The sequence below is a fragment of the Pandoraea soli genome (assembly GCF_902459595.1).
In the GTDB taxonomy this organism is placed as follows: Bacteria; Pseudomonadota; Gammaproteobacteria; order Burkholderiales; family Burkholderiaceae; genus Pandoraea; species Pandoraea cepalis.
Genome location: NZ_CABPSG010000007.1, coordinates 85,080 through 108,716, shown reverse-complemented (window position 1 = coordinate 108,716; position 23,637 = coordinate 85,080). Strand labels below are relative to the sequence as shown.

Below are 23,637 nucleotides of genomic sequence, written 5' to 3'. Positions count from 1 at the left end.
CGAATTCCGTTCAGAGCCGCACCGAAATGCCCTTGTCGGCCATGAAGCGCTTTGCTTCACCGACCGTGTGCTCGCCGTAGTGGAAGATACTCGCGGCGAGCACGGCATCCGCATGGCCTTCGGTCACGCCATTGGCCAGATCGGCCAGCGATCCCACGCCGCCCGAGGCGATCACGGGGATGCTCACGGCATCGGACACAGCGCGCGTGAGCGCGAGGTCGAAGCCGCTCTTGGTGCCGTCGCGGTCCATGCTGGTGAGCAGGATTTCGCCCGCGCCCAGGGCCTCGATCCGCTTGGCCCAGGCCACGGCGTCGAGGCCCGTGGCCTTGCGGCCACCGTGCGTGAAGACTTCCCAGCGCGGCGTTTCGCCGTCGGCGGAGACACGCTTGGCATCGATCGCCACGACGATGCACTGCGCGCCGTACTTGGCAGCCGCGTCGGCCACCAGTTGCGGATTGGCCACGGCCGACGAGTTCATGCTGACCTTGTCGGCACCGGCGTTGAGCAGGCGGCGCACGTCGGCCACTTCGCGCACGCCACCGCCCACGGTCAGCGGAATGAAGACTTGCGCGGCCACCGCCTCGATGATCGGCAGAATGAGGTCGCGCCCGTCGGAGGTCGCCGTGATGTCGAGGAACGTCAATTCGTCGGCGCCCTGCTCGTCATAGCGCCGGGCAATCTCGACGGGGTCGCCCGCGTCGCGAAGTTCAACGAAATTGACACCCTTGACCACGCGGCCGGCCGTCACGTCCAGACACGGGATGATGCGTTTAGCGAGAGCCATGATGTTGGCAGGCGAGGCGGCCGAAGCCGTGATCTCGCTTACGCCGCTCCTCCGGAAAGCTCGTCCGCACGCGTTTGCGCCGCCGAGAAATTCAAGTCGCCCGAGTAGATTGCGCGGCCGCAGATGACGCCTTCGACGCCTTCCCGCTCAACCTGGCACAGCGCATCGATATCGCCCAGGTTGGACAGGCCGCCGCTGGCAATCACCGGCACCGTCACGGCCTGCGCGAGGCGCACGGTCGCGTCGATATTGATGCCCTGGAGCATGCCGTCGCGGCCGATATCGGTGTAGATGATCGATTCGACGCCGTAGTCCTCGAACTTGCGCGCCAGATCCACGACTTCGTGGCCGGTGAGCTTGCTCCAGCCGTCGGTGGCGACCTTACCGTCCTTGGCGTCGAGACCGACGATGATGTGCCCGCCGAATGCGGTGCATGCATCCCGGAGGAAACCGGGATTCTTCACCGCCGCCGTCCCGATGATGACGTACGACAAACCGTCGTCGAGATAGCGCTCGATGGTGGCCAGGTCGCGAATGCCGCCGCCCAGTTGCACGGGGATGTCGGCCCCGACTTCCTGAATGATGGCGCGAATGGCCGCTTCGTTGCGCGGCTTGCCGACGAATGCGCCGTTCAAGTCCACCAGATGGAGGCGGCGCGCGCCTTGCTCGACCCAATGTCGAGCCATGGCCGCGGGGTCCTCCGAGAATACGGTGGCTTGATCCATGTCGCCTTGTTTGAGGCGAACACACTGACCGTCTTTAAGGTCGATGGCCGGAATGAGCAGCATAGGCAATCGTGAAACGTCGCTAGAGGGAGGTAAAGGGAATTCGCAAATTACGCGGACAATATAAAACCGACCCCTGCCTTGCCGGGCATCGGCACGTCGGGATCGGATTCATCAACATGACACACAGTATAAGCCGTGACGCAGGGCATGCTCCGAGAGACATCCGGGCGCGAACGCGCGAAACGGGTCACGTTCAGGGCTTCCACTGCGCAAAATTGCGATAAAGGGTAAGGCCGGCCTGAGCGCTCTTTTCCGGGTGGAACTGGGTGGCAAAGATATTATCTTGGGCCACCGCACACGTAAAGGGCACCCCGTAGACCGTCTCGCCGACGGTCAACTCGGGCCTTGCGGGCACAACGTAATAGCTGTGCACGAAGTAAAAATAGCTGTCGTCGGGCACGCCGGCCCAGATTGGGTGGGGCTGCGTCTCGCGCACGCGATTCCAGCCCATCTGCGGCACCTTGAAGCGCGAGCCGTCGTCCTGCAACTGGCCCTCGAGGTCGAAGCGCACCACACGGCCCGGCAGCAGGCCGAGCGCCGGCGTGTTGCCCTCGTCCGACATGTCGAACAGCATCTGCTCGCCCACGCACACGCCGAACATCGGCTTGGTGGCGGCGGCCTCGACGACCGCATCGCGCAGGCCCGACTCGTTCAGGCAGCCCATGCAGTCGCGCATCGCGCCCTGCCCCGGCAGCACCACGCGGTCGGCGGCGCGAATCTCGGCGGCGTCGCTGCTGATGCTCACATCGGCCTCCGGCGCGGCGGCACGCAGCGCCTGATAGACCGAGCGCAGGTTGCCCATTCCGTAGTCGACAATCGCAATCTTATTCATCTCAAACCCGGCAGCAGTATTTTCAAACCATCGATAATGAATTCCACGGCCAGCGCCGAGAGGATCAACCCCATCAGACGCGTGCCGATATTGATGCCCGTGCGCCCGAGCCAGCCTTCAAGGCGCCCGGCGCCGCGCAGCGCCACCCAGCACACCGCGCCCAGGCCCACGCCGATCGCCACGAGCATCAGGATCTGCGCCCAGCCGTGTGCACGCCCGGAGTAGATGATCACGGTACTGATCGTGCCCGGGCCAGTGAGCAGCGGGATCGCGAGCGGCACCACGGCGATGTTCGGCCGCTCCTCCGCTTCGTCGCGCTCTTCGGCCGTCGAGCGCGTGTTCCCGGTCTGCGCGTTGATCATGTTCACTGCCATGAGCAACATGATGATGCCGCCGCCAACTTCAAGCGACGCGATCGAAATACCGAAGAAGCGGATGATGGCTTCACCGAACAGCCCCGAGCCCGCGACCACCAGCGCGACCGCAATCGCCGCGACATTGATCGTACGGCGCTTCTCATCGCGCGTCTGGGTGGACGTCAAGCTGATGAAAAGCGGGATCGCCCCGAGCGGATTGATCAGGGCCAGCAGCGAGATGAAGAACTTGAAGGCGTCGAGCGTCATAGGGGGCACGCGGCGCCGGCGGCCGGCCGGTCGATGAATCGTCGCAGGGGCGCCGGCCTTGCAGGCCGGCGGGCTATCGGGCTACCGGGCCGGCTGCGCCGACCCGTCTCGCGTTACAGGCTTCCCTTCGTGGACGGCACGACACCCGCTGCGCGCGGATCGATCTCGACCGCCATGCGCAGCGCGCGACCGAACGCCTTGAACACCGTTTCGCACTGGTGGTGGGCGTTGATGCCGCGCAGATTGTCGATATGCAGCGTGACGCCCGCATGATTGACGAAGCCACGGAAAAACTCGATGGTCAGGTCGACGTCGAAATTGCCGACACGCGCCCGCGTGAACGGCACATGGAATTCGAGACCGGGACGACCCGAGAAATCGATCACGACGCGCGACAGCGCTTCGTCGAGCGGCACATAGCTGTGGCCGTAGCGCACGATACCCTTACGGTCGCCGATCGCCTTGGCCACCGCCATGCCCAGCGTGATGCCGACGTCTTCCACCGTGTGGTGATCGTCGATGAAGGTATCGCCGCGGGCTTCGACATCCATGTCGATAAGGCCGTGGCGCGCGATCTGGTCGAGCATGTGGTCCAGGAACGGCACGCCGGTATCGAGAGCCTTGCGGCCGGTGCCGTCCAGGTCGATCTTGACGCGTATTTGCGTTTCGCTGGTATCGCGAACGACTTCCGCAATGCGCATGGTGGTGAGTTCTCGTCGTATGGCTTGTTAGAGTGATGCGGCCAGGGCTTTCACCATTGCCGCATTCTCCGTGGGGGTGCCGACCGTCAATCTCAGGCAATTGGCCAGCAATACATGCATTTTACCCACGTTTTTGATCAACACCTTGTGTGCGAGCAGACCCGCGTGGGTTTTGTCGGCATCCGGCACGCGAACGAGCAGGAAATTCGCGTCGCTCGGGAACACGCTCACCCCGGGCAGCGCCGCCACGGCTGCAGCCAGCCGCGTACGTTCGGCGCGCAATTCGGCCGCCTGCGCGTCGAGCACGCCGAGGTGATCGAGCATGAATTCGGCGCAGGCTTGCGTGAGTACGTTGATGTTATAGGGCGGGCGCACCTTGTCGATCTGCTCAAGCCATTGCGGGCTACCCGCCACATAGCCCAGCCGGATGCCCGCCAGCCCGAGCTTCGAAACGGTGCGCATGACCAGCAGTTGAGGGAACTCCGACAGACGCGGCATCCACGTCTTCCCGGCAAACGGCTGGTACGCCTCGTCGATCACCACGAGGCCGCGGCTGGCGGCACGCACCAGCGTCTCGATGTCGTCGTCGGCGAACAGATTACCCGTCGGATTGTTCGGATAGGCCAGGTACACCACCGCGCCCGGATGCGACGCAATAGCGCCCAGCATGGCTGGCATGTCGAGCGAGAAATCGGCGCGCAGCGGCACACCGACGAACTCGATGCCCGCCAAGCGCGCCGACATCTCGTACATGACGAAGCCCGGCATGGGCGCAATCACCGTGGCATCCGGCCGAGCGGTGGCCATTGCGATCATGCTGATGATCTCGTCCGAGCCGTTGCCCAGCAACAACTTGGCCCCGGTCGGCACACCCATCGTGCGGGCGAGCGTCTCGAGCAACGCCTGCGGGCGCGGCGCCGGGTAACGATTGAGCGCCACGTCGGCCAGTCGCTGCCCCAGCGCAGTGCGCAACGCCGGCGGCAGGCCGTACGGGTTCTCCATCGCGTCGAGCTTGAGAAAACCGCTGGCGTCAGGGACGGCGTAGGAACTCATGGCGAGCACATCGGAGCGGATCACTGAGTCGACGGACATGGCAGTAGAGGAGGATCGCGCGACGTCGCGCGGAATCATTGATAGAGGATCAGTTGAAGGCGAATGTCAGCCGTCCGACGTCGGCGCCGTCGATCTTGACGACGCAGCGCCGGCCGGTTTCCACGCTGCCGAGGGCATCGGTAATGCGCTGCAACCGCACACCGGTCTGCCAGGACAGCGCCTGCGCCACCGCCGGACTCACGCGCGCGTGAGCGGCGTCCGCCTCGCAACGCATGGCGACCAGGCGGTTGCCAACGCGACCGAATACGCCGTGGGCCACTTCGTCGTCCGTGCCGCGCAGCGCAGTCTTGCCGCCGAGCCGCAACACGTAGATATCGTTGTCGAACGCCTGACGGCTCACGCACACGGTCATACGCTCGACCGACGTGCCTTCGAAGGTGGCGTGCTGGCAATACTGACCGGCGGCGTAGGCCGAGGGAGTGCTCGCGGCCGCGAGGGCGCACACGACAGCCACTTCGCGCACAGCGCGCGCGAGGCGGGCGGACAGCGGCCACGACAATGACCACGGGGACAGCGCGATGGCGCGGAGCCGACGCCGAGCGGTGGCCGACGTCGTTGGACAATACGCGGGCCGCAGGGCGTCGTCGCGCATGTCAGGACTCGTGATGCAGGCGGTATTCGGCGCTGCGCGCGTGCGCCTGCAGGCCTTCGCCGTAAGCCAATTCAGCGGCGATCTCGCCAAGCATGCGGGCACCGCCCTCGCTCACTTCGATCAGGCTCGAACGCTTGATGAAGTCGTACACGCCCAACGGCGACGAGAACCGCGCCGTGCGCGACGTCGGCAGCACGTGGTTGGGACCGGCGCAGTAATCGCCCAGGCTCTCGCTCGTGAACTTGCCGAGGAAGATCGCCCCAGCGTGGCGGATCTTGTCGCACCACTGCTGTGGGATTTCGGTGGAGATTTCGAGGTGCTCCGGCGCGATCACGTTGACGATCTCGCACGCTTCGGCCATGTCGCGCACCTTGATCAGCGCACCACGGCCTCGCAACGAAGCGGCAATCACCTCGCGGCGCGGCATCTCGTCGATCTGGCGCTCCAGCGAGGCATGCACGCGCGCGAGATAGGCGGCGTCCGGGCACAGCAAGATCGATTGCGCGAGTTCATCGTGTTCCGCCTGCGAGAATAGATCCATGGCGACCCAGTCGGGATCGGTCGTGCCGTCGCAAATGACAAGAATCTCTGACGGCCCTGCGATCATGTCGATCCCGACCGTACCGAACACGCGGCGCTTGGCGGCAGCCACGAACGCGTTGCCCGGGCCGACGATCTTGTCGACGGCCGGCACCGTTGCGGTGCCATAGGCCAGCGCGGCGACCGCCTGTGCGCCACCGATGGTGAACACGCGGTCCACCCCGGCGATTTGCGCGGCGGCGAGCACCAGCGGGTTCTGCACGCCGTCCGGCGTGGGCACCACCATGACGATCTCTTTTACCCCCGCCACACGCGCCGGAATGGCGTTCATCAGCACCGACGACGGATAAGCCGCCTTGCCGCCCGGCACATAGATGCCCACGCGATCGAGCGGCGTGACCTTCTGGCCCAGCATCGTGCCGTCCGGCTCGGTGTATTGCCAGCTATGACTGCCGCACTCGATGCGCTGCTTCTCGTGATAGGCGCGCACGCGGGCCGCCGCCGCCTCGAGCGCCGCACGACGCTTCGGCTCAAGGCTCTCGAGCGCAGCCGCCAGCGCTTCGGCGGGCAGCTCCAGCGCCGTCATGTCCGTTGCGCTCAAGCGGTCGAACTTGTTGGTGTATTCAATGACGGCCGCATCGCCTCGCGCCTTCACATCGGCGAGAATGTCGGCCGCCGCACGATCGATGGCGGCGTCTTCGCTCGCCTCGAATGCCAGAACATCGCGAAGCTGCGCCGCGAAGCCTTCGGCGGAGGAATCGAGTTTGCGAATATCGAGTTTCATGCTGTTTGCCGGGACGCCCGCTCGAAGGCATCCAGAATAGGCTGCAACGACTCGCGCTTCAACTTGAGTGCAGCCTGATTGATCACGAGGCGGGACGAGATCTCCATGATCTCTTCCACTTCCACCAGATTGTTGGCCCGCAGCGTGCCGCCGGTGCTCACCAGATCGACAATCGCGTCGGCCAGGCCCACGAGCGGGCCCAGTTCCATCGAGCCGTACAGCTTGATCAAGTCGACGTGCACGCCCTTGGCCGCGAAGTGCTCGCGCGCCGTCTGCACGTACTTGGTCGCCACGCGCAAGCGTGCTCCCTGACGTACGGCATTTGCGTAATCGAAGCCCTTCGGTACAGCAACAGACATGCGGCAACGCGCAATGTTCAAATCGATTGGCTGATACAGACCGCCGCCGCCGTGTTCGATGAGCACGTCCTTGCCGGCCACGCCGAAGTCGGCGGCACCATATTGCACGTAGGTCGGCACGTCGGTCGCGCGCACGATGATGACCTGCAGGTTCGGATCCGTCGTCGGCAGAATCAGCTTGCGGGAGGTCTCGGGGTCTTCCGTGACTTCGATACCGGCGGCCGCCAGCAACGGCAGCGTCTCCGTAAAGATACGCCCTTTCGAGAGCGCCAGCGTCAGCGGTTGAGCGAGCGGCTGGGCGGGCTTGGCGGAACTCATGCAATGTCTCCCTGGCGCGCTTCGACGCGCCGGATTTGCGCGCCCACGGCGCACAACTTGGCCTCGATGCGATGATAGCCGCGATCGAGGTGATGAATACGGTCGACGAGCGTGCGGCCCTCGGCCGTCAGGCCCGCGACGATCAGGCTGGCGGAAGCGCGCAAGTCGGTCGCCATCACATGCGCACCCGACAGTCGATTCACGCCGGAAATCCGCGCCGTGTTGCCGTCGATGCCGATGTTCGCGCCCAGACGCGTCAACTCCTGCACATGCATGAAGCGGTTCTCGAAGATCGTTTCGACGACCTGCGACGCCCCTTCCGCAACGCAATTCAACGCCATGAACTGGGCCTGCATGTCGGTCGGGAACGCCGGATATTCCGACGTTCGAAAACTGACCGCCCGCGCGCGCCGATCCATCGTCACGCGCAGCCAATCCGCGCCGGCCGTCACGTTCGCGCCGGTTTCGCGCAACTTCTCGATCACCGCGTCGAGGGTGCCCGGCACAACGCGATGCAGCGTGATATCGCCACGCGTCGCCACCGCCGCGCACAGGAACGTGCCGGCTTCGATCCGGTCGGGCACGACATCGTGCGTTGCGCCCGACAGGCGCGGCACGCCAGTCACGACCAGACGATCGGTGCCGATGCCGTCGATCTTCGCGCCCATCTTCACGAGCAGCTCGGCCAGATCCGTCACTTCGGGTTCGCGTGCGGCGTTGGCCAGCACCGTGACGCCGTCGGCCAGCGTGGCCGCCATGAGCAGGTTTTCGGTGCCGGTGACAGTGATCATGTCGGTCACGAGCGTCTCGCCGCGCAGGCGCACCGCCTTGGCGACGATGTCGCCGTGCGTCAACATGATTTCGGCGCCCATCTTCTGCAGGCCCTTGATGTGCTGATCGACAGGTCGCGCCCCGATCGCACACCCGCCCGGCAGCGACACGCGCGCCTCGCCGCAACGGGCCAGCAGGGGACCGAGCACGAGAATCGACGCGCGCATGGTCTTTACGAGCTCATAGGGGGCCGCCGGCTCGGTGATCTGCGATGCATCGAGCGTCACCGATTCGCCGTGACGCTCGACTTTCACGCCCATGCGCGCGAGCAGCGTCAGCATGGTGCGCACGTCGTGCAGATCGGGGACGTTGCCGAGCACCAGCGGCTCGGCCGTCAGCAGGCACGCACACAGGATCGGCAGGGCCGCGTTCTTGGCGCCCGAGACGGTAATCTCTCCCGCCAGCCGCTCGCCGCCCTCGATCACCAGGTGGTCTGCGGCCATGCGCTCGCCGGCGGCGGTCTCGCCGTTGCCGGCGACGCCGGCGCTTTCTTGCGTAATCCTCATTGCGCCTGATACTCCGCAGGCGTGAGGGTCTTCATGGACAGCGCGTGAATTTCAGCCTTCATGCGATCACCCAGCGCGGCGTACACGAGTTGATGGCGGGCGATGAGACGCTTGCCGTCGAACTGCTCGCTCACGATGGTCGCGTAGAAGTGCTGGCCATCGCCTTCGACGGCCACGTGCTCGCAAGCCAGACCGGCTTCGATGTACTGTTTGATTTGTTCGGGGGTAGGCAGCATGGCCGATCCTAGAGAAGTTCAGTGACGCAATTTATAACCACGGCGCAGCAAAGTCAGCGCTACGGTTGCGAGTATCAGAAAAGTCGCACCCACAACGGCAAGGCTGGTCTGCGGGGCAACGTCGGACACACCGAAGAAGCCGTAACGGAACCCGTCGATCATGTAGAAGAACGGGTTGAAGTGCGAGACAGCCTGCCACAGCGGCGGCAGCGAGTGAATCGAGTAAAACACGCCCGCCAGGAACGTTGCCGGCATGATCAGGAAGTTCTGGAACGCCGCGAGTTGGTCGAACTTCTCCGCCCAAATGCCCGCGATCAGGCCCAACGTGCCAAGAATCGCCGCCCCGAGGAACGCGAAGCCGATGATCCACAGCGGCGCGGCAAACGTCAGATGTGTGAACGTGACCGTCACCGCGAAGACCCCTGCGCCCACGCACAGCCCGCGCACGACGGCGGCGAGCACGTACGCGCCGTACATCTCCCAATGCGACAGTGGCGGCAACAGCACAAACACGAGGTTGCCCGTGATCTTGGACTGAATCAGCGACGACGAGCTGTTTGCAAACGCATTCTGCAACACGCTCATCATCACCAGGCCCGGCACGAGGAAAGATGTGTACGTGATCTGGTCATAGACCTTCACGCGGTCTTCGAGCACGTGACCGAAGATCATCAGGTACAGCAGCGCGGTGAGCACCGGCGCGGCCACGGTCTGGAAGCTGACCTTCCAGAAACGCAGCACTTCCTTGTAGAACAGCGTGCGGAATCCGACCCATGCACCGATCATGCTGCCACCTCCTGCGCGCGCGAACCGGACATGATCTGCACGAACACGTCCTCGAGATCGGCCTTCTGAATGTCGATGTCCTCGACGATGCAGCCCGCCGCCCGGCAGGTGGCGAGAATCGATTCGACTTCGTCACAGCCCGCCAGACGCAGCGCGAACTGGGGTCCGCTCGTGTCCTGTGGGTCGACCAGCAACGGACGCAGTGCGTCAGGCAGCGTGCCCTGCTTGAAGCGCAGCACGAGACGCGTACCCGCGAAACGCTGCAGCAGCGAGGCGGTGCGCTCCAGCGCCACGACTTCGCCGCGCTTGAGCATGGCGATGCGGTGGCACAGCGCTTCCGCTTCTTCGAGATAGTGCGTCGTCAGCACGATGGTGTGGCCTTCGCGGTTCAGGCGCGAGATGAATTTCCAGAGCGTCTGGCGCAGTTCAACGTCGACCCCGGCGGTCGGCTCGTCGAGCACAATCACCGGCGGGCGATGCACGAGCGCCTGGGCAACGAGCACGCGCCGCTTCATACCGCCCGAGAGCTGGCGCATGTTCGCGTCGGCCTTGTCGGTCAGGTCGAGGTTCGCCATCACTTCGTCGATCCAGTCGTCGTTGCGCGTCAGACCGAAGTAGCCGGACTGGATACGCAGCGTTTCGCGAACGGAGAAGAACGGATCGAAGACGAGTTCCTGCGGCACCACGCCGAGCTTGCGGCGGGCATTGCGGTAGTCGCGCACCACGTCGTGGCCAAGCACGCTGATGCTGCCCGCATCCGCGCGCGCGAGGCCCGCGAGAATACTGATCAACGTGGTTTTGCCGGCGCCGTTGGGACCGAGCAGACCGAAGAATTCCCCTTCTTCGATCGAAAAGCTGACGCCTTTGAGCGCTTGCAATGCCTGATAGCGTTTTTTGACGTTACGGATTTCGATGGCGGCCATGGACTGCGCGCACCCGCCTTGGCGGGCACGCCATATAGATTCTCCGGCCACGCCCGCACGTGGGCGCAACCGCTGGGATCGCGGCAGCAGCCATATCGGCGGTGTGAGTGCCCGGATGAGGGTAACTGCCCAAAAGTCGGCAGAAAACCTCTGATTATAAAGGAAGCCGGTGGCGGCCGTGCTCACGCCCGGTCCAGCGCCCCCAAGGGAACGTCGATAACGCCCGCGAGGCCCGCAAGTCCCGTCGAGCCGGGAATGCGTCGCGCTCCGCCGGCGTCACTGCATCGCGCATAAAAAAAGCGCCGTTGCGAGACGGCGCTTTCCTGCGGTACGGCGGTACGGCCAGACGAATCAGATCGAGAGCAGATGATCGACGCCGTACACCAGCGCAAGGCTGGCCAGCCCCGCCGGCAGGTTAGTGAACGCCAACGTCGCACCACGCCGGACCGCGTGGCGGCGCAGGGCCAGCAACACGGCGAGCGCCGACGAGTCGAACTGCTTCAGCCCGGCGCAATCGATCTGGGTCTCGCCCGCGTCGATGCGATCGATGGCCTGGGCAAGGACGTCGCCGGCGGTGTCGTGCGTGAGGTCGGTCTGCAACGCGAGCATGCGCTTACTTGCCGCCGGCCAGTTGCTGGTTGCGCTGCGTCAGGAACTGAATCAGACCGTCGACGCCCGACTTGTTCACCTGCTCGGCGAACTGATTGCGGTACGTCTGGATGAGCCAGGCGCCCAGCACGTTCAGGTCATACAGTTTCCATTCGCCGCTGGCCGACTTGTACAGACGATAGTCGAGTTCGATCTGCTGACCGTTGTTGAGAACATCGGTATAAACCACGGCGTCCGTGTCGCCCGGCTGACCACGGAACGGCTTGTAGTTGACCTGCTGGTCACGAATCTGCGCGATGGCGCCCGCGTACGTACGCAGCAGCAGCGTCTTGAACTGCTCGGTCAACTGCTGCCGTTGCTGCGGCGTGGCGGTGCGCCATGCGGCGCCGGTCGCCAGTTGCGTCGTCTTCGCGAAGTCGGCGTGCGGCAAGATCTTCTGCTCGACCAGCTTGGTGATGCTGTTCAGATCACCCTTCTGGATGTTCGGATCGGACTTGGCCGCGGCCATCACTTCGTTCACGGTCTGCTTGACCAGAACGTCAGGCGCTTGCGCCTGGGCCACGGCGGCGCCGGCGGCGGTGTACGTCATCAAAGCCATGACGGGAATGAGCCAGAACTTCTTCATTGTGGACTTCCTCTTTCGAGTGACGGGTGTTGCGGGATTGGATACCCGTGTTACGTCTGGAGTTCGCGGAATACCGGCAGTGTCGTGTAACAAACTGTTGCCCGACAGGCCTGCCAACGGCGCCCCGTACGGCGGGGCGCCCTGTCATAAGGAGGCGTCGATGCCTTGCGGCAGGCGACTCGCGCCGATCACCGGCGGAAAGGCAATCCGCCCGGCACGATCTTGCCCGGTACGGGCGAACCTTGCGGCGCGTCCGGTTCGGCTTTTACGCCCGAGGCAGGTTCGGCTTGAACGCCTGAGGCAGGCATCGGCTGCGCGTTCGTGCCGCCAGCGCCGTCGTCCTCTTCGTAATTCGGCAACGCGGCGTTGCCCGCGGCCCCGCCGTTGATCAGGTACTTGCGGCGTGCCAAGTAAGCATCGCGCGTGAACGAGTACGGATCGAGGGCGGCGGCTTCGAGAAGGTTCGATGCGTCGAGCAGGTTCGCTCGCGTATTCACGATGCGAACGCCGAAGATCGAGTAGCTGACCCAATTCGGATTGATATACGACGTCGGGTCGATAAACATGTTGCCGGCCATGCCGACGCTGTCGCGCACCGTGCTCGGGCCGAGCACCGGCAGCACGAGGTACGGGCCGTCAGGCAGGCCCCACTTGCCGAGCGTCACGCCGAAGTCCTGGCTATGCTTGGGCAAGCCGGCCGGCGTGGCGAAGTCGACCAGACCGCCCACACCGAGGAAGGTGTTGATCGTCAGGCGCATCAGATCCTGCACGGCGGCCGTGACTTCCAGTTGCAGCAGGTTGTTGGCGAAGTTGTACACATCGCCCACGTTCGAGAAGAAGTTCGTGACCATGTCGCGCGCCGGTTGCGGCACGGCGAAGCGGTAGCCCTTGGCCACCGGCGTCATGACCGTCTTGTCGAGCGTGTCATTGAACGTGTACATCGAACGGTTGAACCCTTCGATGGGGTCGGCGGGACTCGGATTCGTGACAGTGGCGCACCCTGCCAGCGCCATCGCGCCGGCGGCCAACACTGCCGAAGTACGGAAGCGGGTCATCTTTTTATTTTCCTTGGGTTGCCGTGGCCGCCCCTGGCGCCGGCACGGCGGCGGGTGCGGTCGATGCCGGTGCAGCCGATGCCCCGCCCGGTTGGGCGCCCCCGGCATCTGCCGCCTTGTTGTACAGGAACTGGCCGATCAGATTTTCCAGCACGATTGCGGATTGCGTGAGCGTGATCGTATCACCGGCCTTGAGCATTTGATCGTCGCCGCCGGCGTCGAGCCCGACGTATTGCTCGCCGAGCAGACCCGACGTCAGGATCTTCGCCGACGAGTCCTTCGGGAAGTGATATTGCGAATCGATGTTGAGCGTCACGTCGGCCACGTACCGCTTGTCGTCGAAGTTGATCGACGCCACGCGTCCGACCACGACGCCCGCGCTCTTGACAGGCGCCCGCGGCTTGAGGCCGCCGATGTTGTCGAAGCGCACCGTCACCGGATACGAACTCGAGAACGACAGCGAACTCATGTTGCCCACCTTGAGCGCGAGGAACAGCAGCGCTGCGAAGCCGAGAACGACGAACAGGCCAACCCAGAAGTCGAGGGGGTGTTTTTTCATTGTGTCAGTGTGCGCAATCTATCTATGTCTTGGCGGGCACGCAGGCCCGTTAGCTGAACATGAGGGCCGTGAGCAGGAAGTCGAGACCGAGTACCGCGAGGGACGCCTGCACCACCGTACGGGTCGTCGCACGCGATACGCCCTCTGGCGTCGGCTGCGCCTCGAATCCCTGGTACAGGGCGATAAAGGTGACGGCAATCCCGAACACTACGCTTTTGATGACGCCATTGGCGACGTCCGACCACACGTCCACGCCGCCTTGCATCTGCGACCAGAACGCGCCGGGGTCCACGCCGATCAGCTTCACGCCGACCAGGTAACCGCCAAACACACCCACCGCCGAGAAGATGGCCGCGAGAATCGGCATGGCGATCACGCCTGCCCAGAAACGGGGGGCTACCACGCGCGCGATCGGATCGATCGCCATCATCTCCATGGCGGTCAATTGCTCACCGGCTTTCATCAGGCCGATTTCGGCGGTGAGCGAGGTTCCGGCGCGTCCCGCGAACAGCAGTGCGGTGACCACCGGCCCCAACTCACGCACCAGCGACAGCGCCACGAGCAGACCCAGCGCCTGTTCCGAGCCGTACCGGTTAAGCGTGTAATAGCCTTGCAGGCCCAGCACGAAGCCGACGAACAGGCCCGAGACCGCAATAATGACGAACGAATAGTTGCCGACGAAATGAATCTGGTCGGTCACCAGACGCGGCCGGCGCAGCATCGCCCCGCTCGACGCGAGCACGCGCCAAAACATTCGCGCACCGTACCCTAGGCGCTCGACGTGACCGCGAACAAAACTGCCGAGGGTCGTGATCATACACGCGCTCCCATCCCAAAATCGTCCGCAAGCGGCGGCGCGGGATACTGAAATTTTACGGGCCCGTCCGGTTGCGCATCGATGAACTGGCGCACCGTCGGGTCATTCGAGGCTCGCAGCGCCTCCGGCGTCCCCTCGGCACCGATGCGTCCTTCACTAATGAAATAGATGTAGTCGGCGATGGCAAAGGTCTCCGTCACATCATGCGAAACAATAATGGACGTGGCGCCCAGCGCATCGTTGAGCTTGCGGATCAGATTCGCGGTGATGCCCAACGAGATCGGGTCGAGCCCAGTGAACGGCTCGTCGTACATGATGAGGTCCGGGTCCAGCGCCATCGTGCGCGCCAGTGCCACACGTCGCGCCATGCCGCCCGAAATCTCGGCCGGCTTCATGTCGCGTGCGCCGCGCAGGCCCACGGCGTTGAGCTTCATCAGCACGAGGTCGCGAATGAGCGCATCGTCGAGCCGGGTGTGTTCGCGCAGCGGAAACGCCACGTTGTCGAATACCGTCATATCGGTAAAGAGCGCACCGAACTGGAACAACATGCCCATGCGACGACGCAGGCGGTACCAGCCAGCGTGATCGAGCGATGCGACATCCGTCCCGTCGAATTCGACGGTGCCGCGGCTGGCATGGACGAGCCCGCCGATCAGGCGCAGCACGGTCGTCTTGCCGCAGCCGGACCCCCCCATCACCCCAACGACTTTGCCGCGGGGGAACCGCATATTCAAACCGGAAAGCACCAATCGTTCGCCATAACCAAAGCTGACGTCGCGCAACTCGAGCAAATTTTCCGGATTCGGGATAGGCACGTTTCGGGTCTTATAGTGCGGCGCAAAACGCCAATTATAGGGGGGAATGCCGATTGATGCCGCCCAACGGCGATGGACGAAATCGAGGATTGGCGCTGCCCCGCGGCATTCTACAGGGCCGGCGTCCATTCGCCTTGTCGCGTTGCGACCGGCACAACGAACAAAAAACGTAGCGCCAGCAATGACTTATCGAGACCTTGGGGGTGTCGGGTGTTGCGCCGTTGCTACAATACGCCGTTTCACGCAATAAATCGTTGCCCCCGATGCCCCGCGCCAGCCAAACGCCTTTCCGCCCCCTTCAGCCGCAAGGTACGGACAAGATCGAATTTCGGATTCGTCCGATGCAATCCTGCGATATTCCCCAAGTCCTGACGGTACAAGCAGCAGCGTATGTCGGTTCGATGCGTGAGTCGGAAGCGACATTGGCCTCACGTCATGCGCTGTCGCCGTCAACGTGTTGGGTCGCGCAGGGGACAGGGCCGACGGATAGATCCGTGCTCGGTTATCTACTGACGCACCCGTGGCGCATGGCCGCCCCGCCGCCACTGGATACTGTGCTCAAGGCCCTGCCTGACGCGGCCGACTGCTGGTACGTGCACGACATGGCGCTGCTCCCTCGCACGCGCGGCGCGGGCGTGGCTTGCCAACTCTACGCGGCGGCCCTGGCGGTGGCGCGGTCGTCAGGATTGCGCGCGTCGGCCCTGGTGGCGGTGCAGCAATCGCAGGGGTTCTGGGCGCGCTTCGGTTATGCCGCAACGAGCGATGCCTCGCCGCAGATGGCCGCGAAGTTGGCGGGATACGGCGACGGCGCCATGTTCATGACGCGCACGCTATAACAGGCCGCGCGCGGCAGACATCACGCGCGTAGCGCGAACGCCTGCTGCATTCCCTTCACCGCCACCGCCACATCGACGGCCTGCGTGACGGCCCGCACCACGGCCGCGCTGGTTACCCCGGTGTCCAGCACTTGCGCGAGGTTGTCAGCATCGATGCCGCCAATGGCGACAAGCGGGTAATGCGGCGCGATGAGCTTCACGTACCGCGCCAACTTCGCGAGTCCCTGCGGGGCGGTCGCGATCACTTTGGTGGTTGTCGGAAACACGGCGCCCACGGCCAGATAGCTGGGCCGGAAGTGATGCGCCGCCAGCATCTCGTAATAGCCGTGCGTGCTGATGCCCAGGCGCATGCCGGTCGCAAACAGCGCCGCGACCTCGTCGGCGGAAAGTGCCGCCATATCTTCCTGTCCGAGGTGCACGCCATAGGCACCCGCTTGCGCGGCTTCGCGCCAATGGTCGTTGATGAACCAGGCACTGTCGTGCATCACGCGCCGCCCCGCCGCCACCGTGCGTTCGATCGCCGAGCGCAGCGTCGGATCCGCGGGATCCTTGATCCGTAACTGCACGGTGCCGACCTGAAGATCGGCCATGCGCTCGCACGCATCGGCATCTGGCAGCACCGGATACAGACCGAGGCGTGACGGGCAGGCCGGGAACCGGCCGGGTGACGGCACTTGGCCGAGCACGACCGGGAAGGTTTCGAGCACCGTCGGCCAAGCCCCCAGCGTGTCGGCATCGGCCGCGCGCGCGTGGCTGCCGTCAGTGCGCCATGCGCGCGCGAGCACGAGCGCGTCGTGCGGGGCGAATCCGCAGTCGAGGAACGCAGCGAACGCGGGGAAGAAGGCCGGATCGTCCGCGCCCGCGATACGATAAACGGCATCGTGTATGTACAAGGTGTCTTCCACCCGTCCCGCTGCCAACGCCCGCGAGCAAAGGACAACGGCGTGCGCCGCCCGCCATGCGTCGATCTGCACGGCGGCTTCGGTTCCGGGAGCGCCCTGCGGCGAGAGCGGCCACCAGATCACGTCCCCTGCCCCCGCGAGGTCGGGCGTCTGCGCGTGCACACGCCAACTTGGCGTAGCGGGGTCGTCCGGCCACGGCGCGAGGCGCGCGCGGATGCCGACGGCCGCCTGTTGCCATGCCGTGGCGAGGGGTGCGTTAGCCGGCAGGCATTGCACGTGAGACAGGGTGGCGCCGCCGCTATGCGTCGTCATGAAGATTCCCGGTGGGTCAGGCAGTGCGAGGTTGCGGTGGAATTCAAGCGCGTCTCTTCGGGGGTCACGCGTCCGTCTGATGCCAGAACGGCACCCCGACGACCGGGGTGCTGGCTTCGGCGCTCTCGCGCTCGGCCATCGGCCCGGCGAGCCACGCCGCGCGGCCCGCCTTGATCGCGGCGGCGAACGCAGCGGCCATCTCCACCGGCTGCGCGGCGAGCGCCACGGCTGTGTTGAGCAGCACGCCGTCGAAGCCCCACTCCATCACCTGACACGCGTGCGACGGCAGACCGAGGCCGGCATCGACGATGAGTGGCGTATCAGGCAGACGGTCGCGCAGCAGTCGCAGGCCGTACGGATTGATCACGCCCTTGCCGGTGCCGATCGGCGCGCCCCAGGGCATCAGCGCCTGACAGCCGACGTCGAGCAGGCGACGGCACAGCACCAGGTCTTCCGTGCAATACGGCAGCACCTTGAAGCCGTCGCGAATCAGTTGTTCGGCGGCCGTCACCAGACCGAACGGGTCCGGCTGGAGCGTGTAGTCGTCGCCAATCAGTTCGAGCTTGATCCAGTCGGTCTCGAAGACTTCGCGTGCCATTTGCGCCGTCGTCACCGCTTCCTGCACCGAGTGGCAACCCGCCGTATTGGGCAACACCGGCACCGCGAGACGGCGCAGCGTTTCCCAGAAATGGCCTTCCGACGCCTGCGCCCCGGTGCCCGAGAGTTGACGGCGCAACGCCACCGTCACCATGCCCGGGCGGGCGGCGTCGATGGAATCATTGAGCGCCTGCAGCGACGGGTAGCGCGCCGTGCCGAGCAGGAAGCGACTGCCGAAGCGCGTGTCATACAGCGTAAGCGCGTCGCGCACGCTGCCTGCGGCCACGTTGGCCGATTCGGTGAATGCGTTCATGTCAGCCTCCGGCCACCGGTTGCACTACGTCGATCTTGTCGCCATGCGCGAGCGCGCGGGCGGCATATTGCGTCTTGGGCACGAACTGCCCGTTGATCGCCGCGGCGAACGGTGGCTTGGCGCCGTAGGCGGCAAGCGCCTCGGCCAGCGTCGCCGCCTCGGCCACGCTCAGTGTCTGTTGATTGATATGAATATCCATCGTGTCCCTCCCCTCTCATGCCTGACGGAACAGGTCCGGCCACGGCCGGCTGGCTCGCCACATCTCCCAGTCGAACGCGTGCCCAACGCCCACTCGCGCGCTCGTCGCTTGCATCAATGCCTGCGCCAGCGCGCAGGCCTCCCCCGTGACCGCCGGTGCGAGCAAATAACCGTGCCGGTACAAACCGTTCACGCGCAGCACCCGCGCACCGTCCCACTGCACGCGCGGCAGATGATCGGGCAATGCCGGACGGCAGTTGACATTCAACTCGACAATGCGCGCCTCGCCGAACGCCGGGTTCAGCGAATGCGCCGCCGAGAGCAGTTCGAGCGCTGAGCGCACGGTCATCGGCGACATATCTTCCGACTCGAGTTCGGTCGCACCGATCACATACAGATCGTTTTCCTTGGGCGCGATATAGATCGGATAGCGCGGATGCAGCAACCGCACCGGCCGGCGCAGCCCAATGCCCGGCGCGTGAATTCGCACCACCTCACCGCGCACACCGCGCAATTGCGTGAGCGCAGCGCGCGCGCCCAGCCCGCGGCAATCGATGACCAGACCCGCGTCCGGATACGCGCCCTCGGCGATCTCGGTATGCCAATGCAGCGCCGCCCCCGCCTTCGCAAGACCCGCCGCCAGCGCGCGCAACAGTTGCCGGTTATCGAGCTGGCCCTCGTTCGGCAGCCACCAGCCTTCCTGAAAGCGTCCGGCCAGCGCCGGCTCGACATCGGCCAATTGCGCGCCCGACACGCGGCGCACACCCTCGCGCAGCAAGGCCGGCGGGGCGTTGGCCCGCATGCGTCGGTCGAACATCACCGCCTCGGCGCGATCGGGCTGGTGCCACACGACCAGCGTGCCGTTGCGTTGGAAGAAGACGTGTTCGGGCAGGCCGTCGATCAATGCCGGCCAGCGCTCCAGGCCGACGGCGCCCATCTCGACGATGCTCGGCTCGGCCACGGCGGCTTCGGCCAAGGGCGCGAGCATGGCCGCTGCCACCCAGCCGGCAGCCGACGACCCGTCGGCATCGCCACGCTCGTAGAGCGCCACGCGCGCACCGGCACGAATCAGCTGCCACGCCAGAAGACGCCCGGACAGGCCGCCGCCAAGCACGGCGACGTCGGGACGCGAAGCGCAAGCGCTCATACGCGTTCTGCCGCGCAAGCCGGGACGGCGCGCAGGCACTCGAAAGCAGGCAAAGGATGACTCGCGAGCGGAATCTCGGAAGTCGTTGCGGCGAAAACCGCAGGGATAAGCGCAGGAATCTGCGGAAGGCAGCGCATGGGGTCCTTTCCTCATGAAAGCAAAAGGACGAAACGGTGTTGAACACCTTACCCCACTGGAGTAGTCGGAAACTTCCCACGCCGGTATTACCCGGGTCGGGTGCAAAGGGTCTCTCTCAGCCCCGCGTCGTATGGTTACGCATGGTCAACGCCTGCGTTCGACACGGAGCACCCCTGTTTCGCCCGCAGCCATTACAACATAGATGCCGATGCCCGTGCAAGCAGGGGCATCGGGCGATTGCACGCGCGATGCGTCTCGTTTTTTGACGAATCCCCCGGGCCGTGTAACCCCACGTAAACTGAAAATCGACGTGACAAGTGCCCCCGACCCGGAAATCGTGCAACGCACCCGCCGGAACTGCGGTCAAATGGGCCGTCAATCCCAATAACGATTTGCATTTCCGCGGCAACCCCGCCAGACGATCATGGCCCAGACGCCGATGTCTTCCCCGCCTCCCGAGGTGCCGCCTCCCGGCAACCCGGCCGCTCCGGCCCCCAAGCCGCCGAAGCACCCCACCGCGTGGCAGTTGATCCGACCCTACTGGGCGTCGGAGAAGCGCTGGGAGGGGCGTCGGATGCTCGCGCTCGTCGTGGCGCTCAATCTTGCCGTCGTGTTCATCAACGTACGACTGAATGCGTGGAACGCCGGCTTCTATGACGCGCTCGACAAGCGCAATTGGCCTGTCTTCAAGTCGTCGCTGATCGAATTCGCGGTACTCGCGTTCAGTTTCATCGTCATCGCGACGTTTCGCACCTACTTCCGCCAGATGCTCGAAATCCGCTGGCGGCAGTGGGTCACCGATGCCAACCTGTCGAAGTGGTTCTCGCATCAAGCCTATTACCGCATCGAGCGCGACCATCTAGCGGACAACCCCGACCAACGTATTTCGGAAGACATCCGCACGCTGGTCAGCTCATCGCTTGCGCTGTCGCTCGATTTGCTGACGACGCTGGTCTCGCTGTTTTCGTTCATCACCATTCTCTGGACGATCTCGGGCGCGGTGTCATTTGTGATGGGCGGCATGAACGTCACGATTCCCGGCTACATGGTCTGGGTCGCGGCGCTCTATGCCCTGGTGGGGTCGTTCTTCATCTTCAAGGTCGGCCGTCCGCTCGTGGGGCTGAGCTATCGGCAGCAGCAGGTGGAAGCGGATTTCCGCTTTCTGCTGGTGCGTCTGCGTGAGTCGGCGGAGCAGGTCGCGCTCTATCGCGGCGAAGGGGCCGAGTTGTCGCGGCTGACGTCGGCCTTCGGGGCCGTGCGCGACAACTGGTGGCAGATCATGGTCGTGACGAAGCGGCTGATCTTCGCGAATTCGATCTACGGGCAGATCGCCATCGTGTTCCCGATCATGGCGGCCGCGCCGCGCTATTTCGCCGGGGCGTTCACGCTCGGCGTGCTCATGCAGATCATCGGTGCGTTCGGGCAAGTGAGCGACGGATTTTCGTGGTTCGTGAACAGCTTCTCGACGTTGGCCGACTGGAAAGCGACGATCAACCGGCTGCGCGAATTCACGCGAGTGATCGACGCACCGCCGCAAGCACCGAGCACCGGTGGCATTGCGCTCGTGACGACCGCCAATTCGCCCTCGGCAGCCTTCACGGCCACCGATCTACGCCTCGCGCTGCCCGACGGTGCACCGCTCGCGGCGGCCGGATCGTTTGCCTTCGCGCCTGGCTCACGATGGCTCATCCGTGGTCGCTCGGGTTGCGGCAAGAGCACCATGCTGCGCGCGTTTGCCGGCCTGTGGCCGTTCGGCAGCGGACGCATCGAAGTTCCCGTCGACGCCCGCGTGCTGTTCCTCTCACAACAAAGCTATCTCCCGATCGACACACTGAAGGCTGCATTGGCCTTTCCTTCGCATGCCGACACATTTACCGACGACGAATGCCGCGACGTGCTGAGCGCCGTCAGCCTCGACCAATATCGTGACGAGTTACTGACCGTCGCTCACTGGGCTCGCCGACTGTCCGGCGGCGAGCAACAACGGCTGGCCACCGCGCGCGCCTTGCTGCAAAAGCCCGATTATCTTTTCCTCGATGAAGCGACCAGCGCGCTCGACGTGGAAACCGAGGAGGCGGTGTATGAAGCGCTGCATGCGCGCTTACCGGCCACCACGATGGTCAGCGTGGCCCATCGGGAAACGCTCGGCCGCTTCCATCAACACACCATGACGCTGCATGCCGCGGGCGACGTCGCGCCGCCACGCGTGGTCGACGCGGCCTAGCCGGCATAAGGCACCTCCGGCAATCCCTGCACGCCGCAACGCACGACCAACACATGGCCGTCGTGTTCGGTCGCGCCGGTTGCCGGACGAATCGACGTAACAAACAACGTGTCGAAGTCGTGCCCGCCGAACGCGCACATCGACGGCTTCGACACCGGCAGCACGATCTCGCGGTCCAGCACGCCTGCGGGCGTGAAGCGCAGCAAGCGGCTGCCGTCGTTGGCGCACGTCCAGTAAGCGCCGTCGGCATCGACGGCCGCGCCGTCCGGGCGGCCCGGATAATCGCGCATGTCGACGAACAATCGCTGTGCGCTGATCGCGCCGCGCTCGGCATCGAAGTCGAACGCCCACACGCGGCGGCGCGTCGGATGCGAATCGCTCAGATACATCGTGCGGCTGTCCGGCGAGAAGCCCAAACCGTTCTGCGTCACCAGGCCCTCGACGAGCGGCGCCGACAGACGGCCCTGCGCATCGAAACAGAAGAGCGCGCCTGCGTCGCTCGCGAGCGACATGTCCTGCACCATGGTGCCGGCCCAGAAGCGGCCCTGCCGATCGCAGCGTCCGTCGTTGAAGCGCATGCCCGGCAACGGGAACACCGGCGCGGCCAGTCGCTGCCAATCAGACGCCGCAAGCGTGCGCGGTTCCCCCAGTCGCGCCGCGAACAGCCCGGTTTCGCACCCCGCCAGCAACATGCCCGAGGCGTCGAAAGTGAAGCACGCGATCTGCTCGGGGAATGTCCATTGGCGATGATCGCCGTCGGCGGGCGTTACGCGATGCAGTTGCTTCGCGGGGATGTCCACCCAGTAGAGCGCCTGCTCGTCGGCCCGCCACAACGGGCTCTCGCCAACGGCGTGAGGCGTCTGTCGCGACGGTTCAAGCCGCTCGATCGACACCGTCATGAGCTGGGTTCCATCGGACCCAGCAGCACGAACGGTCCGCCTTGGTAGCGCTGCGTCACATCGTCCATGCGCGGGTCGGGCGCCTGCGCCGGAAACAGGCCGGCGAATTCCGCAGAGCTGTCTTGCGCACGGAAGCCAAGGAACGCGGCCCTTGTATTGTCGACCCACAGCGTCGGATTGTTCGACACGCCGTAGACGATGGCATGGCCCACGCGATTCGTGAACAACGAGCAGCGCACGAGTTCGACGAAATCGCGATAGCTCAGGTATGTCACCATCATGCGCGGATTCTTCGGCTGCTCGAACGACGAGCCGATGCGCAGGCACACGGTCTCCAGACCGAAGCGATCGAAGTAGTAGCGGGACAGGTCTTCACCGAAACATTTCGAGATGCCGTACATGCTGTCCGGACGGTGTGGCGCGTCGACATCGAGCACTTCCGTCACGGGATGGAAACCCACCGCATGATTCGAGCTGGCGTAGACGATGCGCTTCACCCCCTGCTTCTGCGCCGCGCTATAGACGTTGTACATGCCGAGAATATTGGCTTGCATGATGTCGTCAAACGGCGCCTCGACGGAGATGCCGCCCAGATGCACCAGCGCGTCGACGCCATCGAGCAGCGCGTGCACGGCGGCGCGGTCTGCGAGGTCGACCTGCATGGCTTCCTCGTGCGGCGCGTCGGCCGTGAGCGGCACGATGTCGCTCACGCGCACGATATCCGCCCACTCGGCGAGCTTGCCGCGCAGTTGTTTGCCAAGATTGCCCGCTGCGCCGGTCAGCAGCAGACGGCGGAAGGGTTTGCCGGATGTCTGGCTCATATCAGTCCTTGTTCATCGGTAGATCGCAATGCCCGCTACGCATCCGGCATCGCC

General features: G+C 64.8%; 27 protein-coding genes and 1 riboswitch. Of the genes, 2 read left to right on the top strand and 25 right to left on the bottom strand.

All coding sequences use genetic code 11. The features are described from left to right. Positions 1-10: 10 nt before the first annotated feature. From hisF to PSO31014_RS13990, 19 genes are all read right to left on the bottom strand, one after another. Positions 11-784: an imidazole glycerol phosphate synthase subunit HisF gene (hisF, locus tag PSO31014_RS14080; RefSeq protein WP_017234575.1), complete on the bottom strand. Its 774-nt coding sequence runs from the start codon at positions 782-784 to the stop codon at positions 11-13. Between the two features lie 38 nt (positions 785-822). Further along, positions 823-1,572: a 1-(5-phosphoribosyl)-5-[(5-phosphoribosylamino)methylideneamino]imidazole-4-carboxamide isomerase gene (gene hisA / locus PSO31014_RS14075; protein WP_017234574.1), complete on the bottom strand. Its 750-nt coding sequence runs from the start codon at positions 1,570-1,572 to the stop codon at positions 823-825. 193 nt (positions 1,573-1,765) lie between these two features. After that, on the bottom strand, positions 1,766-2,404 hold the full coding sequence (hisH, locus tag PSO31014_RS14070) for an imidazole glycerol phosphate synthase subunit HisH (protein WP_150552174.1): 639 nt from the start codon (positions 2,402-2,404) through the stop codon (positions 1,766-1,768). Then, positions 2,401-3,027: a MarC family protein gene (locus PSO31014_RS14065; protein WP_150552173.1), complete on the bottom strand. Its 627-nt coding sequence runs from the start codon at positions 3,025-3,027 to the stop codon at positions 2,401-2,403. Before PSO31014_RS14065 ends, hisH begins: the two co-directional genes overlap by 4 nt. Before the next feature lie 113 nt (positions 3,028-3,140). Continuing rightward, positions 3,141-3,728 carry an imidazoleglycerol-phosphate dehydratase HisB gene (gene hisB, locus PSO31014_RS14060; RefSeq protein ID WP_017234571.1) on the bottom strand — a complete coding sequence of 196 codons (588 nt, stop codon included), beginning with the start codon at positions 3,726-3,728 and terminating at the stop codon, positions 3,141-3,143. Between the two features lie 27 nt (positions 3,729-3,755). Then, positions 3,756-4,820 (bottom strand): histidinol-phosphate transaminase, encoded by a 1,065-nt coding sequence (hisC, locus tag PSO31014_RS14055; RefSeq protein ID WP_150552172.1) that lies wholly within the window; start codon positions 4,818-4,820, stop codon positions 3,756-3,758. A 49-nt stretch (positions 4,821-4,869) separates the two neighbouring features. Next, positions 4,870-5,433 carry a hypothetical protein gene (locus tag PSO31014_RS14050; protein ID WP_150552171.1) on the bottom strand — a complete coding sequence of 188 codons (564 nt, stop codon included), beginning with the start codon at positions 5,431-5,433 and terminating at the stop codon, positions 4,870-4,872. 1 nt (position 5,434) lies between these two features. Then, positions 5,435-6,757, bottom strand: coding sequence for a histidinol dehydrogenase (gene hisD, locus PSO31014_RS14045; RefSeq protein ID WP_150552170.1), 1,323 nt, complete (start codon positions 6,755-6,757; stop codon positions 5,435-5,437). Then, entirely contained in the window at positions 6,754-7,434 is a 681-nt protein-coding gene (gene hisG / locus PSO31014_RS14040; RefSeq protein ID WP_130027398.1) for an ATP phosphoribosyltransferase, read from the bottom strand. Before hisG ends, hisD begins: the two co-directional genes overlap by 4 nt. Further along, positions 7,431-8,708: a UDP-N-acetylglucosamine 1-carboxyvinyltransferase gene (gene murA / locus PSO31014_RS14035; RefSeq protein ID WP_246176649.1), complete on the bottom strand. Its 1,278-nt coding sequence runs from the start codon at positions 8,706-8,708 to the stop codon at positions 7,431-7,433. Before murA ends, hisG begins: the two co-directional genes overlap by 4 nt. A gap of 59 nt (positions 8,709-8,767) precedes the next feature. Then, positions 8,768-9,007: a BolA family protein gene (locus PSO31014_RS14030; protein WP_150552168.1), complete on the bottom strand. Its 240-nt coding sequence runs from the start codon at positions 9,005-9,007 to the stop codon at positions 8,768-8,770. 18 nt (positions 9,008-9,025) lie between these two features. After that, on the bottom strand, positions 9,026-9,793 hold the full coding sequence (locus PSO31014_RS14025; protein WP_017231785.1) for an ABC transporter permease: 768 nt from the start codon (positions 9,791-9,793) through the stop codon (positions 9,026-9,028). Continuing rightward, complete coding sequence (locus PSO31014_RS14020) at positions 9,790-10,716, bottom strand: ABC transporter ATP-binding protein (protein WP_150552167.1); 927 nt, start codon at positions 10,714-10,716, stop codon at positions 9,790-9,792. Before PSO31014_RS14020 ends, PSO31014_RS14025 begins: the two co-directional genes overlap by 4 nt. Positions 10,717-11,067: 351 nt before the next feature. Beyond that, a complete protein-coding gene (locus PSO31014_RS14015) occupies positions 11,068-11,325 on the bottom strand; it encodes an STAS domain-containing protein (RefSeq protein WP_150552166.1) in 258 nt (85 codons plus the stop codon). Positions 11,326-11,329: 4 nt separating this feature from the next. Then, entirely contained in the window at positions 11,330-11,950 is a 621-nt protein-coding gene (locus PSO31014_RS14010) for an MlaC/ttg2D family ABC transporter substrate-binding protein (protein ID WP_017231782.1), read from the bottom strand. 188 nt (positions 11,951-12,138) lie between these two features. Further along, positions 12,139-13,005, bottom strand: a complete 867-nt coding sequence (locus PSO31014_RS14005) for an MlaA family lipoprotein (RefSeq protein ID WP_150552165.1) — start codon at positions 13,003-13,005, stop codon at positions 12,139-12,141. 4 nt (positions 13,006-13,009) lie between these two features. After that, a complete protein-coding gene (gene mlaD, locus PSO31014_RS14000; protein ID WP_150552164.1) occupies positions 13,010-13,564 on the bottom strand; it encodes an outer membrane lipid asymmetry maintenance protein MlaD in 555 nt (184 codons plus the stop codon). 49 nt (positions 13,565-13,613) lie between these two features. Then, positions 13,614-14,381 (bottom strand): lipid asymmetry maintenance ABC transporter permease subunit MlaE, encoded by a 768-nt coding sequence (gene mlaE / locus PSO31014_RS13995; protein WP_017231779.1) that lies wholly within the window; start codon positions 14,379-14,381, stop codon positions 13,614-13,616. Next, a complete protein-coding gene (locus PSO31014_RS13990; protein ID WP_150552294.1) occupies positions 14,378-15,190 on the bottom strand; it encodes an ABC transporter ATP-binding protein in 813 nt (270 codons plus the stop codon). Before PSO31014_RS13990 ends, mlaE begins: the two co-directional genes overlap by 4 nt. Before the next feature lie 347 nt (positions 15,191-15,537). Between PSO31014_RS13990 and PSO31014_RS13985 the strand changes: the two genes are divergently transcribed. Then, positions 15,538-16,032 (top strand): GNAT family N-acetyltransferase, encoded by a 495-nt coding sequence (locus tag PSO31014_RS13985; RefSeq protein ID WP_246176637.1) that lies wholly within the window; start codon positions 15,538-15,540, stop codon positions 16,030-16,032. Between the two features lie 20 nt (positions 16,033-16,052). On the opposite strand, the gene PSO31014_RS13980 is transcribed toward PSO31014_RS13985, so the two are convergent. The 4 genes from PSO31014_RS13980 to PSO31014_RS13965 all read right to left on the bottom strand — a co-directional run bounded on the left by PSO31014_RS13980 (position 16,053) and on the right by PSO31014_RS13965 (position 19,501). After that, positions 16,053-17,246 carry a thiamine phosphate synthase gene (locus tag PSO31014_RS13980; RefSeq protein ID WP_150552162.1) on the bottom strand — a complete coding sequence of 398 codons (1,194 nt, stop codon included), beginning with the start codon at positions 17,244-17,246 and terminating at the stop codon, positions 16,053-16,055. 64 nt (positions 17,247-17,310) lie between these two features. After that, complete coding sequence (locus PSO31014_RS13975; RefSeq protein ID WP_150552161.1) at positions 17,311-18,156, bottom strand: thiazole synthase; 846 nt, start codon at positions 18,154-18,156, stop codon at positions 17,311-17,313. A 1-nt stretch (position 18,157) separates the two neighbouring features. Then, a complete protein-coding gene (gene thiS, locus PSO31014_RS13970; protein ID WP_017235755.1) occupies positions 18,158-18,355 on the bottom strand; it encodes a sulfur carrier protein ThiS in 198 nt (65 codons plus the stop codon). Positions 18,356-18,370: 15 nt separating this feature from the next. After that, positions 18,371-19,501, bottom strand: coding sequence for an FAD-dependent oxidoreductase (locus tag PSO31014_RS13965; RefSeq protein ID WP_150552160.1), 1,131 nt, complete (start codon positions 19,499-19,501; stop codon positions 18,371-18,373). 193 nt (positions 19,502-19,694) lie between these two features. After that, positions 19,695-19,824, bottom strand: a riboswitch (TPP riboswitch). A 254-nt stretch (positions 19,825-20,078) separates the two neighbouring features. Here PSO31014_RS13965 and PSO31014_RS13960 point away from each other — a divergent pair. Then, complete coding sequence (locus PSO31014_RS13960; protein WP_174976515.1) at positions 20,079-21,863, top strand: ABC transporter ATP-binding protein/permease; 1,785 nt, start codon at positions 20,079-20,081, stop codon at positions 21,861-21,863. Here PSO31014_RS13960 and PSO31014_RS13955 read toward each other — a convergent pair. Continuing rightward, on the bottom strand, positions 21,860-22,762 hold the full coding sequence (locus tag PSO31014_RS13955; RefSeq protein WP_150552159.1) for an SMP-30/gluconolactonase/LRE family protein: 903 nt from the start codon (positions 22,760-22,762) through the stop codon (positions 21,860-21,862). The two genes, PSO31014_RS13960 and PSO31014_RS13955, sit on opposite strands and share 4 nt — an antisense overlap. Beyond that, a complete protein-coding gene (locus PSO31014_RS13950) occupies positions 22,759-23,583 on the bottom strand; it encodes an NAD-dependent epimerase/dehydratase family protein (protein ID WP_150552158.1) in 825 nt (274 codons plus the stop codon). The genes PSO31014_RS13955 and PSO31014_RS13950 overlap by 4 nt, the downstream gene beginning before the upstream one ends. Between the last annotated feature and the right edge of the window lie 54 nt (positions 23,584-23,637).